Annotated in this window: 12 protein-coding genes, 1 tRNA gene and 1 pseudogene; 6 read left to right on the top strand and 8 right to left on the bottom strand. The window is 39.9% G+C overall.

The features are described from left to right. Window positions 1-196 precede the first annotated feature (196 nt). From CK510_RS13825 to moaC, 3 genes are all read right to left on the bottom strand, one after another. On the bottom strand, window positions 197-505 hold the full coding sequence (locus CK510_RS13825) for a DUF3181 family protein (protein WP_095722255.1): 309 nt from the start codon (window positions 503-505) through the stop codon (window positions 197-199). A 160-nt stretch (window positions 506-665) separates the two neighbouring features. Further along, entirely contained in the window at window positions 666-923 is a 258-nt protein-coding gene (locus CK510_RS13830) for a 2TM domain-containing protein (protein ID WP_095722256.1), read from the bottom strand. Between the two features lie 201 nt (window positions 924-1124). After that, the gene (gene moaC, locus CK510_RS13835) at window positions 1125-1628 is read right to left on the bottom strand and encodes a cyclic pyranopterin monophosphate synthase MoaC (RefSeq protein ID WP_211293192.1); all 504 of its coding nucleotides are present in this window, start codon (window positions 1626-1628) and stop codon (window positions 1125-1127) included. A gap of 58 nt (window positions 1629-1686) precedes the next feature. Between moaC and CK510_RS13840 the strand changes: the two genes are divergently transcribed. After that, window positions 1687-1760 (top strand) — tRNA-Arg (locus CK510_RS13840). 68 nt (window positions 1761-1828) lie between these two features. Here the strand turns inward: CK510_RS13840 and CK510_RS13845 are convergent. The 3 genes from CK510_RS13845 to CK510_RS13855 form a co-directional block, all read right to left on the bottom strand. After that, complete coding sequence (locus CK510_RS13845; RefSeq protein ID WP_095722258.1) at window positions 1829-3058, bottom strand: MFS transporter; 1230 nt, start codon at window positions 3056-3058, stop codon at window positions 1829-1831. 68 nt (window positions 3059-3126) lie between these two features. Next, window positions 3127-4107 (bottom strand): glycosyltransferase family 2 protein, encoded by a 981-nt coding sequence (locus CK510_RS13850; RefSeq protein ID WP_095722266.1) that lies wholly within the window; start codon window positions 4105-4107, stop codon window positions 3127-3129. Window positions 4108-4249: 142 nt separating this feature from the next. After that, complete coding sequence (locus tag CK510_RS13855) at window positions 4250-4954, bottom strand: C40 family peptidase (protein WP_095722259.1); 705 nt, start codon at window positions 4952-4954, stop codon at window positions 4250-4252. 18 nt (window positions 4955-4972) lie between these two features. Here CK510_RS13855 and CK510_RS13860 point away from each other — a divergent pair, with 18 nt between their 5' ends. Further along, a complete protein-coding gene (locus CK510_RS13860; RefSeq protein WP_095722260.1) occupies window positions 4973-5914 on the top strand; it encodes a serine hydrolase in 942 nt (313 codons plus the stop codon). Window positions 5915-6076: 162 nt separating this feature from the next. Here CK510_RS13860 and CK510_RS13865 read toward each other — a convergent pair whose 3' ends face one another. Together CK510_RS13865 and CK510_RS13870 are read right to left on the bottom strand one after the other, a co-directional pair. Continuing rightward, window positions 6077-7342, bottom strand: coding sequence for a lipopolysaccharide biosynthesis protein (locus CK510_RS13865; protein WP_095722261.1), 1266 nt, complete (start codon window positions 7340-7342; stop codon window positions 6077-6079). A 142-nt stretch (window positions 7343-7484) separates the two neighbouring features. Further along, window positions 7485-9812: a GumC family protein gene (locus CK510_RS13870; RefSeq protein WP_095722262.1), complete on the bottom strand. Its 2328-nt coding sequence runs from the start codon at window positions 9810-9812 to the stop codon at window positions 7485-7487. Window positions 9813-10942: 1130 nt separating this feature from the next. On the opposite strand from CK510_RS13870, the gene CK510_RS13875 reads away from it, so the two are divergent. From CK510_RS13875 to CK510_RS13890, 4 genes and pseudogenes are all read left to right on the top strand, one after another. Then, entirely contained in the window at window positions 10943-12265 is a 1323-nt protein-coding gene (locus CK510_RS13875; RefSeq protein ID WP_095722263.1) for an O-antigen ligase family protein, read from the top strand. Window positions 12266-12305: 40 nt separating this feature from the next. Beyond that, window positions 12306-13235 (top strand): glycosyltransferase family 2 protein, encoded by a 930-nt coding sequence (locus CK510_RS13880; protein ID WP_095722264.1) that lies wholly within the window; start codon window positions 12306-12308, stop codon window positions 13233-13235. 175 nt (window positions 13236-13410) lie between these two features. Further along, window positions 13411-14586 (top strand): glycosyltransferase, encoded by a 1176-nt coding sequence (locus CK510_RS13885; protein WP_095722265.1) that lies wholly within the window; start codon window positions 13411-13413, stop codon window positions 14584-14586. Window positions 14587-14742: 156 nt separating this feature from the next. Continuing rightward, window positions 14743-15135 (top strand): annotated as a pseudogene (locus tag CK510_RS13890) (hypothetical protein); the annotation flags it as partial.

Genomic DNA, 15135 nt, shown 5'->3' on the forward strand with positions numbered 1-15135 from the left:
GTAACGCACAACAAAACTATGTATTAGACATAACTCTAAAGCTTTTTTCCCAAGTTTATCTGTTACTTCTGCCAGAGTATATTCATCGTGAAACTGATACTCAAACATGCAAACTTGTCTCCTCAATGTTGTGCTTGTTGTAAGCAGATTATCGGAGAAAAAGTAAGTATTATTCAACAGTCTCAAATTACAAAAACTATATTTCCTCTTGGTATTTTTCTAGTATATCTACTAGACTTACCTGACATTGAAGTGGTAGTAAATCAATCAGCGCTAGTTCGCGTCTGCCTCCACCAATTTTGACTTTGATAGATTCAAGAACTTGAACTACTTGGTCTTCATTGACAGATTTTGAGATTAGCAAAGGATACATTTTTTCAGCGACAACTGTATGCAATTTGGCATTCGATAGGTACAGATGCCATTTTGCGATGTCGATGTATACATTTTCGCCAATATCAGCAGCCAGGGATTCGAGGATTTCCGTGGTATTTACCTGTGCCATAAAAATAACCTCTCTTTAATTGTGCGATCGCATCAAACGTCAATATCAATATTAGTCTCGAATGCTGAATGCAATCCAAACTACTTGACATTATGACCCAACAAGTGAAATTACCTCTACTACCCCAGGTTACAATTGTTTAAGGCTGAGGATTACACCTTCAGATAGATTTAGGTGGAGTTCCTGAGTAATCGGCAATGACCGCAATATAAAGAAGATGTGTCAACAGTAGCCCCAACCAACTTAGAGTCACCACAGGCAACCATTGCCAATCTGTGTTGAGGAAGTTATGAAAAAACCACATTCCCGAATTTATGGCAGCGAAAACAGCCACATGTACGGCAAAATTCATGCGATCGTCTAATTTACGGAAATCAGCGTCTTGACGGGTAGGTATGCGAGACCAGCGCGGAGGCATAAGTATATAGTTACAGAATTTAGCAGGTAGTTTAATTCTACGATTGTTGGGGCTTTGTTGCTAGAGATGAACAAATCTTACACTTGTACAGACGACCCAGTGGGTCGTCTCTCATAATTAAATCATAAATAAATTATAAATTAAATCATAAATAAATTATAAATAAATTATAAAAAATATAGACGACCCATCGGGTCGTCTCTACGGGATACTGGTGTAATCTCCCGATTTTCCACCTGTTTTACTCACTAAATGAATTGATTCAATTTGAATTGATTTTTCTAAGCCTTTTGCCATGTCATATAAAGTCAAAGCTGCAACGGAAACCGCAGTTAAAGCTTCCATTTCCACACCCGTTTCTGCTTTGGTTTTAACTGTGGCTTGAATCTCGTACCCTGGTAACTCAGGTTGGGGTATTACCTGAACTTCGACTTTTTGTATTGGTAAGGGATGGCAAAGGGGAATTAAATTTGCGGTTTGCTTGGCTGCCATGATTCCGGCAAGTCTGGCAATGCCCAAGACATCTCCTTTGGGGGTGTTTCCAGCTTCTATTGCTGCGAAGGTTTGGGGTAGCATCCGCACTGTTGCCGATGCCACTGCCTGCCTTACTGTGACGGGTTTTGCCGAAACATCGACCATTTGCGCTTGCCCTTGGCGATCGAGGTGGGAGAGATTGGAAAAATTTGATGGAGAATTCTCTTGCATTATCCTGTGAATGTCTGCTAATATAATTTTCTTGTAGGGGTTAATTAATTCCTCCCAAGGGCGTGTAGCTCAGTGGACTAGAGCACGTGGCTACGGACCACGGTGTCAGGGGTTCAAATCCCTTCCCGCCCATTTTAGTCAGATCGCAATTAAAGATTAAATTAAGAGTTAGGGTTAGAAAATCCTAACTCTTATTTTTGCTAATCATTCAAAGCATAACCATCTTTACCTTTTCCCAAGGCAAAACGGATTGAATCTTGTAAATCTTTGCTGGATTGGGTGAGAAAAATAATTGTGGCAAGAAGAGTTAATACTCCTGCCAAAGCAAACATATCACGATAGCCAGTTTTTTCAGCAACGGAACCAAGAACAGGTCCTGCGATCGCAATTCCCACATCAAACCCCGTAACGCATAGGGCAAATATTCTTCCCCTTTCTTGGGGATGGGAACGGTCTGCCATCATCGCTACAATCATGGGTATCATTGTCCCACCACCAATACCTTCAATCGCAGCCGCAATTAAAAAGGCTGTGGCACTATTAGCTTGCCATAACAAAAACATCGAGATGCTGTAGCAAGTAATCCCAATCGTCACAAACAAACCTCTACCAATGCGATCGCTAATTCTCCCAGTCAGAAAGCGAATGCTAAAACTAGTTACTGCTGCTGCTGTGTAAAATAATCCGGGGTTTAAATCAACTTTGGTGGATTTAATAAATAATGGGACAAATGTACTCAAGGTTCCGAATGCTAACCCTACCAGCAACATCACAATCGTCGGAACCCTAACCCGTGGACTCCATAATATCTGCCAAAATTTATCTCTATTCTCTCCAGTTTGGGAATATTCTGGTAATGGCGGACTTGATATTTGTAGAATACATAAAAGTCCCAATGTTGCCGATAGGCTAGAAAATAAAAACAAAGGTATGTAGCCAGCTTCAGCCTGCAAATACCCACCCAATGCTGGACCAATTGCCATACCAATAGGGTTAACCAAACTCATATAACCAATGATTTCACCCCGTTTGTTTGGTGGTGCAATATCAGTAACTAACGCACTATAGGCTGTGGTAAAAGCTGCAATACTAATGCCGTGGAAAGCACGCAATGCCATCATTAACGGCAATGATGTGGCAACGGCATAGCCAAGAGGAGCTAAAGCAGCTACAAAAACCCCAATAATTAAAACCAATTTGCGACTTTTTTCATCTGCCATTTTCCCCAAATAAGGACGGCAAATCAACAAACCGATCGCAAAGCTGCCCATTACAACCCCAATTTGTTGCTTGGTTGCCCCGATATACTCAGCGTATAAAGGTAGGGTAGGCAACAACGAAGCCATACTCGACCAAAATAGTAAACCAGTTGCAAATAATATCAAAAGATTGCGTCGCAACTGGGAATCAAGGGTATAAAAAATATTCACGGTAGATGCTAGGAGGAGGGCAAGGGGAATTAATTATCAATGCCCAATCCCCTTATTTTTACATTACTTTACATTTTAGTGATGACTTCACGAACTCTGTATATTGGTCTTCCTTGTGATTCATGGTAGGTACGCATGAGCAATTCTGCCAGCAAACCGAAGCAAAATAGCTGTACACCTGTAACTAAAAGTAACACAGCAAGAATTAATAAAGGACGGTTACCAATATCTTCATTAAAAGCTAACTTGACAAAGGTTAAGTAAATACCAATTGCTCCACCAGATGCCATCGAGCCTAAACCCAATAGACCGAAAACATGCATTGGACGGGTGAGGAATTTTTTCATAAATGCGATCGTTAATAAGTCCATCATCACCCGAAAGGTGCGAGATAGACCATATTTACTACTGCCAAAACGACGGGCATGGTGTCGCACAGGCATTTCGGTAATCCGCGCCCCTTCAATATACGCAAGAGCAGGTAAAAAACGATGCAATTCCCCATATAAATTCATATCAGCGACTAGTTCGGCTCTGTATACTTTGAGCGAACAACCGTAATCATGGATACGCACCCCTGTAATGCTGCGAATTATCCAATTAGCGATTTTAGAAGGTAGTAAGCGTGTCAATGCCTTATCTTGGCGCTTTTGCCGCCAACCGCTCACCATGTCGTAACCCTCATCTAATTTTGCCAGCAGCATTAGTATATCTGCGGGGTCATTTTGCAAGTCGGCATCTAAAGTTACAATGTTTTTGCCAAGAGCATGATCAAATCCGGCTGACATAGCTGCGGTTTGCCCGTAGTTACGACGTAGAATAATTGCTTTTAAGTCACTGCGAATTTTTGCCTGTTCTTTGAGTAATTCTCCTGAACCATCGGTGGAACCGTCATCGACTAAGATGATTTCGTAACTCAATTCGCTGTTAGCAAGCACTAATTCTATGGCTTCCAGTAAATGGGGGATGCTTTCCACTTCGTTATAGACTGGTGCAACCACTGACACATCAAGAACATCTGGGGGAATTGCCCCATTTTGTTCATTCATATTTTCAGAAACTAACCTACCTGAAACTAACTTACCTGAAACTAACGCACTCCTCATAAGCCAAGCCAATATAGTTCGTAATTTGTAATTTGTAATTTAATAAATTAATTAGACGACCCATCGGGTCGTCTCTACGTATTTGTTACGTAACAATTGCTTCGTAACTGTTGACAACCCTGCCTGCTCCACGTATCTGTTTGTAATATGACTGGCTAACAGCATCACCTTGTTCCGAGAGAACATCAATACCGATACCATTACGTCCTTGTTCTTTTCCCGAACTATGAATATAGCGATCGCATCCTAAATAGAGTGCCACATGGGTTGCTTTTTGGGGAGTCCCAAAAAATACTAAATCCCCTGGTTCTAATTCTCCAATGGAAATGGCTAATAGAAAAGCTTCCTGTTGATAGGCATCACGGGGAAGACAAACCCCTACGGATGCGAATGCTGCTTGCATTAATCCCGAACAATCGTAATTTGGGGCAACTGTACCCCCCCAGAGGTAATAATTGGGCTGCTGCATAGCATTGTGGGTAAAATTAATTACTTCCGGCAGCAGTTTTTTTATTTGTTCACGCGAAAATGATTTAGGCTGATAAGGTAAGGTAGCCTGTTGTAACAAATCGAAATCGGATTGAGCCAACCAACCTGGGTAATTATCTTCGCACAGAGATATTTTTACCGATGTATCTTGCGAATTCGATGTTAGTCTTAGATGTCGTCCTGCTGCTGCTTGGGTAGCAAGACGGTTACATTCTGGAGAATCGTATATGTTTAGGTTCGTTAAGCATTCGTACTCTTCAGATTTGGGATGATTGATTTTTGCTTTGGGATTAGAGGACATCATTGCAGTTTGTTCAGTATGGATTTTTTTACTAAAGACGAACAATTAGAAAAACTAGGTAATGGAATATTAGAGGCTACCTGGGCAGAGTTTCCAACGTTAGCACGTAACCAAATTGCCATAACTTGGATTGTTTATGACCCACCTGTGCTTGTAAATACTGGTGGGGCACTAAGACCAGATGCTTTTTGGACTCATCCTGTGCGTGGTTTTGCGTATAGGGGTGTGGAGCGAATTTATCCAGCTAGTGTAGTCAAATTATTTTATTTGGTTGCTGCTCACGAATGGTTAGAAAAGGGTATGACCCAGCCATCACACGAGTTAGAGCGGGCAATGCGTGATGCGATCGCAGAGTCTAGTAATGATGCAACTAGTTTAATGGTAGATATATTGAGCGGCACGACATCGGGTCCGGAACTACCATCGGGACCATTTGATACGTGGAAGTATCAGCGTCAAATTGTCAATCGCTATTATCAATCTTTGGGTTGGGGTGAGTTAGAGACTATTAATGTTTGTCAAAAAACTTGGTGCGATGGTCCTTATGGACGTGAACGGGCTTTTTATGGGCAAATGTTAGAAAATCGGAATATGCTGACCACAAATGCCACAGCAAGGCTATTACATAGTATTGTGGGTGGGGTAGCGGTTTCCAGTGTGCGATCGCAATCGATGATGGGATTACTCAAGCGCGATATTGACCCGAAGTTATTACCCCAAGAAGTTGAAGAAGACCAGGTTACTGGCTTTTTAGGTAGAGGTTTGCCACAAAATAGTCAACTTTGGTCAAAAGCTGGTTGGACTAGTCAGGTTCGTCACGATGTGGCTTATATTGAAGTTCCTGATTTGCGTCCTTATTCTTTAGTTGTATTCACTGAAGGGAAAGCCCAAGCGAAAAGTCGCGAGATATTACCGTTTGTCTCACAACGAGTAGTTGAGACTATTCGTAGTCTGGAATGAGGAAAAGTCAATATCAAGAACGCCTTAAGGTGTTGACTTTGATATCTATTGACTAGTTAAAGTTTATGCAAAATTAGTGTCTACAGTAGGGGCGTAGCTTGCTTCTCCGCTTCGGAGTACGACCGTTCGCCCTTACAAAGTTAATCCCCAATGCCCAATCCCCTATTTCCTCTTCCCAAATACATGTTGGGTTGCCCAAAGCGAGAATAATGGCAAGCAAATCATGTGGGCAATTAAAACTGCTGCTGCGACTCCGATTTCTTTCCAATTCACTCCCACAACTAATGCGATCGCAAATACTGAAGTAAATATCCCATTCCAAACTAAATCTAAATGGGGCTTGCCAACTGCTACAAGTAATTGGGAAGCGGCATCTGCGAATGGTCTGGGAATTGCTGATAAACAAACTAGTATGATAACGGGAATGGCGGGTATCCATTGTTTACCAAATACAATTGGTACGTAGAACTGCGCCATACTAGATTGAAACAGTACAAAGGGGATAATAACTAAAGCGATAATTTTCAGACTGTTGAAATATGTCTTTCTAAAATCTTGAGGATTATCACGTACCGAACATAAATGTGGGAAAATTGCTGAGTTGACAGCATTGATAATACTTAAACTAATTCCTAATCCAGCATTAAACCCAAAGAAATATATTCCTAATTCATCGACACCTAACAAAGTAAAAATAACTAAGTAATCTAAATTATTTCTCAGGGTTTTGAGTAATCCAATCCCTAAAATGTTCCTACCAAAATTCCAAATTTCTCCCCAATATTTAGTCGTAAATCCAGTTGTTGGTCGCCAATGATGATAATGGTAATAAATAAAAATTTCCAGAGGGGCAACAATCAATGAAGGTAGGGCAAATGACCAAATTCCCATTCCACTAACGGCAAAGGCAGCAGATAGAAGACTTCCTAATGAGAATAGAAAACTGTCTGTTAATGCAATTACTTTGAAGCGATTCTCTTTTTGAATTAGGGTTTTTTGAATACTAGAAATAGGCCAAATTAAATACGCGATCGCAGATACGCAAATTGGCAAAATCAGTTCTGGCGTATTCTTGACCAAAGAAACTGGATATGATATGAAACATTGAATTACAAACAAGCAAACAAATATCAGCCAGTTTAACCAATAGGCTGAGTTACATAAGTCTTTGAGTTCCTTTTCCTCCGTTTGAATTATTTTTGCACCAATACCAAAGTTGCTAAAGGTAAGGGCAAATTCACGAACCGTCATTAAAATAGCACCCAAACCATAATCATACTTTGTTAAATACCTCGCCATGATGGCAACAAGCACTAACCGCATGACACGGTAAATAATTTCTGCCATCCCCAACCAACTGAGGTTGCGAATAAACTGGTTGGACAGTTTTTTTCGGATTTGTACAGTTATTTGCTGAATGACATTCACTATATTTTGTCGTTATGAAAGATAAAATCGGTTTGTTTACTTAGGACATGCTGTTGAAAACTTTATACACAGTCAGAAAGTTAATATAGGATATCCGACTGCTGCTGTCCACCACTAACATTTTGTACTGGGAATAGAAAAATTAATTCTCTAAGCTATTTGTCACCATTCCTAAAACAGTTACTCTTCCTCCTTTCAATTCTTCCACCACTTGTTTAAAGTGAGGACGGGCTGTTTTCCCTAATCCGACAACCAGTAATATGCCATCAGTATGGTTTGCCAAGGCATTGGTATCCAAGCGTCCGAGTAAATTAGGTGTATCGTAAATAATCAGGTCAAAATGGGCTTGCGATCGCTCGACAAAATTCTCCATTTGACTGGATGCAAATAGTTTGTTGGGGTTGCCTTTGGTTTTACCCGCAGTCAATACAAAGAGATTTTCCTCATTAGGCGATCGCTGAATTGCTAGGTGCATATCTAAGTCTTGCGAAAGTACCTCACTCAACCCTTCTGTATTCCCTATCCCCAGATGGTAATGCAGTTGTGGATTTCGCAAATTCCCATCCACTAGTAAAACTTTTTGCCCTGCTTCGGCAGCTATTTGCGCTAAATTCGCGGCTACAGAGGTTTTCCCTTCTCCAGATGTGGCAGATGTTACCGCTATAGAACGAATCGAAGCTTCCTTACTGAAGGAATCGACACGATTGTAAAGCGAACAAAAAGCCTGGGCAAACACCTGATTCTTCTCATCTCGACGCTTCAAAGCCACATTTGATTCTGCTGATTCCACCTCGCGATTATCTCTGCCTTCAAACATGACGACATTATTCACCGTCGGAATATGAATATTTCGGCAAAAGGGAATCGAACCTAAAATGGGTAATTTGGCTGCACGCTTGACCTCTGAAGGGTCATGAAAGACGTTTTTCATGTTTTCCAAGACGAAAGCCGCACAAGTTCCCAACAATAACCCTCCAATGCCCCCCAGCATCAAACTTCGGGAAGGCTGTGGCGATACAGAAATCAGCTTACCAGTGGCATCACGGGGTACACTGGGAGGCATAATAATCTCCCAGGGAACTTCCTGTTGCGCCGCATCGACTCGTAAAGCTTCTTGTTTCGATTTCAGTTGGTAGAGAGTATCAGTTGCAACTTGTAAATCCCGTTGTAAATTTGCGTATTGGCGAGAAACTATCGGATATTGCTTAATTTGCTCGTTGAGTTGGAACTCGTTTTGAACTAATGCCTGCAAACTCATTTCCAGCGACTGGGTTTGGTTATTAGCATCAGCGAGCTGCTTGGTTAAATCTCGTCGTACCGAGTTTTGATAGGTGACTACTTCGGATGAAATCTTACCTTGGACAGCATGATTACCTAATGCTATTCGCGCTTCTTGGCTTAATAGGGGTTGGAGTTTGCGACGTTCTTCCCGCAAAGACTGAATCACTGGGCTGGCTTCGTTGAAGCGTACGGATTCTTGAGCAATCTTGGCATCGATTTCGCCGATGCGAGTGCGTATCTGTTGATATTGGGGGGATTCGCTTAATGCCGATGCTGCGATCGCGCTATTTTGGGTCATTCCCAACTGGTTTTGCAAGGAGGTATAAAGGGACCTTGACTCTAAGTATTTACGCTCGGTATCTAGTCGTTGTACTTTTGTGTCATCAAGCCGTTTTAATAATTGCTCACCTTGTAACTGAGGATTGTAAAAACTGTAACGCTGCTGAAATACCTGAAGTTGCCCTTGTAGGGTATTAACCCGCAGTTCTAGTTTGGGTACTTGCTGTTCGACAAATTTAATCCCTTGACGCAAACTACTTTGCTGTTGTTCGCTACTATACTTGCGATATGCTTGGGATACTTTATCTAAAATAAATTCGATTTTTTGGGGGTTGGTATCGCGGTAACGAACTTCAATCACTCGTGATTCATCTTTACCTTTGGCAATCCTGGACACCATTAATGTCCCTTCTCTGCCCGTTGTGGCTTTACCTCCAGCAATATCATTTCCAACTAGTTGGTCATAGCTAATGTTGGGATATTTAACCCTTAACTCATTAATGACTGGATCGATAATTTTGGGGCTTTTGAGTACCTCCATTAAGGCATTATAGTCAAGAGTAGTAGTATTTTGCTTGGTAATTTCGTTGACATTCTGCTGAAGCGTAGCAGAAAGCAATTTTAATAACTCGCTATCATTACTCTTAAGCGGTTCCACCATGATTTGAAAACGACCTTCATACCTGGCATCTTGCTTGGCTGCCAAAAAAACTGATGTGGTCGTTACTGCCACAGTTATACCTGCAATCAAAGCCGCTCGTCGCCGCAAAACGCCAAATGCTGGAGTCAATCGGGGGGTTTCTTCTTCGATATCCGGTTTTTTCCAAACCCAAAAGGCTTCTCGTGTGGAGGGATGGGGATTTTTGAGGTTTTGCACGCTCGTTTCTGTTGTTGTTATGTGTGTTCCCATGAAAATCCGTTTAGTTATAATTTTGTTTGGATACTAATTGGTTGCTAAATTGATTCGCTAAATTTGGTCGTTAATATAAACTTTTTACAAATCAAAGAAGTTTGACTAATTCGGCTTTGCAGATGATGATAAGACAATTTTAAATTGTGACTAATACCTGATGTTGTACTACCAAAACATATTACAGGCAAGAAGACAACTTAAATCTATAGAAACTAAAAACAACTTCAATAAACAAATTCCTAATCCTGTAACCTGATATTTACCTGTGTGCGACTCTGAGAACCTTTATCTTATATACTCCACAAGCTTAAACTTGTCCAGGCGATCGCAGACAAATATTTTTCATGGTTCACCCAGTTGTTAACAGGCTATAGCTAAACAAATACGGGAAAATTTTGAATTTGCCTATCTTTAACATATCTCGCTAACCCGAACTAGATTAAGGGCTTTATCGAAGTTTTGCGATAATTGACTCTGAATAAAGATTAAGTGAAGCTTTGTCAATTTCTCCTGTTTAAAAGTTATTCTTTTGAGGATATGCACATTAGCATATTCATCGATAACTTAAGCGCAGCTAACTAAACATACAGCCACGAATGATTTTTGAATGGTAGCTTTATTTTTGCCGTACCAAACTCAATAGATTCCAGTAGCTAGGAAATAAAGAGGTTATTATTGATGCAAGTATTAAGCCATGATACATAAACGCCGCAGATAACTATGTATATTTTAAACAATTTTTGCATTTTTGGAAATAATTTTGGATTAATTAATTACCGAAGTAAGACAGAGGGCAGAAGATAGAAAGTATATTATTTTGCCATCTAGCTGGTTTAAATCTTTCGGCTTACGACGTAGCTCCCTACTTACAGAAGCCACTAAGGAGTGCAAATTTAATAACCTACAATTCTGATTGAACTTGGAATGGTGCATTACGCTCCGCTAACACATCAAGAGTGAATGTACTTTATTTAATCCAGCGATGAAAAAATTCCGTAAACCAAGCCAAATCTAAACATGACTTAAGTACCAATTATATCTATGATACTAAATTGATAGAGAAAACAATTGGTTCTGCCTCAGTATTTTTCTCTGTATAAAAACAAAAGGGTGAGACGCGAGCTACCATGCCAAAATATCCAACACTAGCCGAAAAGTGTTTCGTTGTTTTTTCGCTATTCTTCTCGACTACTGCTTTGATACCCGTTCTTTTAGATAGTCAAGATGCAACAGCCGTAGCATCAGACCCCTATAGTCCCATACTTTTCCTGGGGATTTACGCTGTCACTGGCTTATTAATTGCCCTGCAATGGAATAATTTTGTGCAGATAGCAACGAAAAATATGTGGATTTGGTTAGTAGTGGCGATCGCGATCGCATCAATGTATTGGACGGTTGCACCAGATATCACTTCCCGTCGGAGTATTTTGTTGCTGGGAACGAGTTTGTTTGCTGTATATATGGCGATGCGGTATACCCTGCGGGAGCAATTACAGTTACTTGCCGTGGCTTTAGGGTTAGTTGCTGTACTCTCCTGTGTGTTTGCGATCGCATTACCATTTTACGGCACGATGACTGTCCAAGAAGGGGGCATTCACGCAGGTGCTTGGCGAGGCATAATGACCCACAAAAACATCTTCGGTAGGTTGATGGTATTGAGCAACATGGTGTTTTTATTCGTCGCGCTAGGTAAACCCATATCACCTACACCTAATCGTTCTTGGAGATGGTTAGCTTGGATTGGTTATGGTTTGTCGGTGGCTTTAATCATACTTTCCACATCGAAAACAGCCCTGATTTCGTTTGTTATTCTGACGATTATATTGCTACTATATCGAACTTGGCGGTTGAATTATTCCCAATTGATACCTTTAACCATTGCTGTGATTTTGGTTTTGGGTAGTGCCGCCATACTCATCTTTGATAATATCAATGTCATTACTGGTGCTGTCGGACGGGATTTAACCCTGACAGGACGAACTGATATTTGGCAGGTAATGCTCGATAAACTTGCCGAACGTCCTTTAATTGGCTACGGATTTAATGCATTTTGGCGCGATTGGGACAGTCCAGTTACCGCAGATGTTTGGCGAATTTTGGCGTGGGAATGTCCCTATGGTCACAATGGCTTTATGGATTTGCTGGTGGAGTTAGGAGTAATCGCTCTAATCGCGTTCTTGATTAGCTACATTACTGCTCTGATCCAAGGGGTGAATTTGCTGCTAAGTACCCGCAATATTGAGGGTATATGGCACTTGATGTTTTTGACTTTTATGCTGATTTACAACATTAGCGAAAGCACCCTAGTGACTACAAATAGCATTTTCTGGATACTTTATGTATCTACAGTTTTTTCACTGGCAGCCAAATCCCAACCGTCAGATGTTGATGAATATGTGGTTGCGATGAGTGAAGAGGAATGGTTCGAGTTAGAAGCTACAAACGATTAGAAAGTGATTGATTATTACTTGATGGAATGGAGATAAGAAAATGTTAGTCTCGGTTTGTATAGCGAGTTATCAACGTCCAGAAGGATTGAAGCGTTTACTTATAGAACTCAATCAGTTAACTTTCTCTAAAAGTGAAGTGCCAGAGATTGAGGTTATTGTTGTTGATAACGATGTGACAGGTTCAGCACGGGAAATTTGTGCCAACATCGAAACAAATTTTTGCTGGATGCTGAAATATTGTATCGAATCACAACGAGGTATTTCCTTTGCCCGCAATCGAGCGATCGCATCTGTGAGTGAATATTCTAATTTCGTCGCATTCATTGATGACGATGAAGTTCCCGAAACTAATTGGTTAGATGAGTTGCTTTCTGTCCAAAAAGCTTATCAAGCTGATGTTGTTGCTGCACCAGTCATACCCAACTTCATCAAATCAGATATTCCCACATGGCTTGCCAAAGGGGAATTTTTTGAACCACTTCGCTACCCTACAGGACATCCACTGGAAATTGCATCGACCAATAATGTCTTAATTCGTGCTGAGATTTTGCGGCAAATTGAGCCAGTTTTCGACGAACGTTTTGCCATCACTGGTGGAGAAGATACTAACTTATTTATGCGGTTGCATCTTGCTGGTTACAAGTTTGTTTGGGCAAATGATGCGATCGTGCGTGAATGGATTCCCCAAAGTCGTACCAATCTCAAATGGGTACTACAACGTGGTTATTTTGGTTGGAGTATTCATAGCTGGTGCGAATGCGAACTCTACCCATCAATTCCAGTCATTACAATTCGTATCATCAAAGGTCTTGCGCTGATTGTCAAAGGTTTATTTTTGATGCTTCCTTCTTTGTTTGTTGGACAACATGCATTGATTAAGGCATTACTGAATATTTACCGAGGTGTTGGAACTTTAGCGGGCATTATCGGAATTCGCTACCAAGCTTATAAAGTTACCCACGGAGTCTGAATCAGATACGGTTCACTTAGTCATTTATGATTGCTCTTTGAACATTTAAGAATGACAGATGATAAACACTAAGCAAGTTTGAGGTCAAATCATCTGTTCCGACACATAATTACAAATTACCAATTGTTTTGGTTCCACTCAGGGTTCATTATTAACTACCAAGTACAAATATTTTATGAAAATTCTCTATTTAACAACTGTGATTCCCAGTTCGAGAAGAACGGGAGGTGAAATTGCTTCACAGAATTTCATTGATGCATTAGAGCAAAATGGACATGATGTTTTAGTTATTGGTTATCAACGAATTGGTGATATTCAACAAAGTAAAAAAAATGAGATTGTTGCTGGTAAACGTCATATAGAAAGCCATAAATCAAAACTTTATCCATTTTTATGGATGGGGAATAGCTTCTTGAAAAAATATCCCTATTCTGCGGCTAAATATTATTCGTATAATTATCTCCAAATCTTAAAAGAAAGTCTCAGTCATGATACTTACGATATCGCAATTATAGACCATACACAAATTTACTGGGTAGCTGTTTTATTGTCAGAAAAGGTAAAAAAAATTATCTTTATTACTCATAATATTGAGCATGAAATTTATGTATCACAGTACCAAAATACACAGAATCATCTAGCTAAGTATATTTATCAACGCGAAGCTCATCTAATCAAAGTTTGTGAAGATAATTTAGCTCATATGGCATCACAAGTCTGGACATTGACATCCCACGATTTAGAATACTTCATAGGAATTAATCAAAATACAAAAGTATTTGATTTATCTTCAAGCCTAAATATTGGTATCGAACCATTACAACATCAAACCTCAAGTAAAAAAATTGACATTGCCATCATAGGTAGTTGGACTTGGAATGCCAATATGTTGGGTTTGAAGTGGTTTTTCCAGAAAGTTTATCCTTACTTACCAGAAAATTTATCGATACATGTTGCTGGTAAAGGAGCTGAATGGTTGTCTGGAGAATATGAAAATGTTCATTACTGCGGATTTGTACCCGACGTTCAAGAATTTATGGCACAGGCAAAAGCGATCGCAATTCCGTCTGTTGCCGGGGGAGGTATCCAAATCAAAACTTTAGATGCGATCGCATCTGGTTTACCAATTGTTGCTACTCCTGTGGCATTGCGGGGAATCTTTGAATACCCCTCCTATATTGAAGTTGCTGAACAACCAGATAGGTTTGCCCACATTCTGACTTATTTGGTAACATCTAATGATTTTGAAGAAGATATTCGTTACAAAGTCTTGGACGAACGGAAACAGTGGTTAGAATTACGACAACAGCAATTTATCACCAAAATCGCTAGTGCGATCGATTCTCTTTAACTATTAATCATCTTCATATTTCCATTAACTAACTGTTCATGATTCGCATTTTATATTAAGATAATACAATTTTTTTGTTTTTGTTTTAATTGTCATAAGAGAAATATTTTTATTTGATATAACTATAGTTTACTATCTATTCTATCAATTACCTTTATGATACTGGATGAACAAAATATTTCACTTTTGAATCAGCAATATGATTTAATAGAAAATCAAAAGAATAACGAAAAAAATCAAACATTGCAAACTCTCATTGTGTCAATGCGAGAATTAAATCATGACGCTTTTCGTTCGCCTGAATTTGAGTTTGAAGATGCTATTTGTAACTTTTCTCATGGCAAACTACATTTTCCCCAATTTGACTCAAGTCAAAATCAGCAACTGAGCAAAAGATTGGTAAATTTTCTCGCTATCAAATCTGGTCAAAAACAATTATTAAAGTCGGGTTGTACTCCTTCTAAGATTGAAGGAGACTATGATTTATTCTTTTTCATCTGCCAACATTTTTGGGATATTACAACTGTTAACTCGATTCAAGGATGGCGT

The organism is Brunnivagina elsteri CCALA 953, assembly GCF_002289455.1.
GTDB lineage: Bacteria > Cyanobacteriota > Cyanobacteriia > Cyanobacteriales > Nostocaceae > Brunnivagina > Brunnivagina elsteri.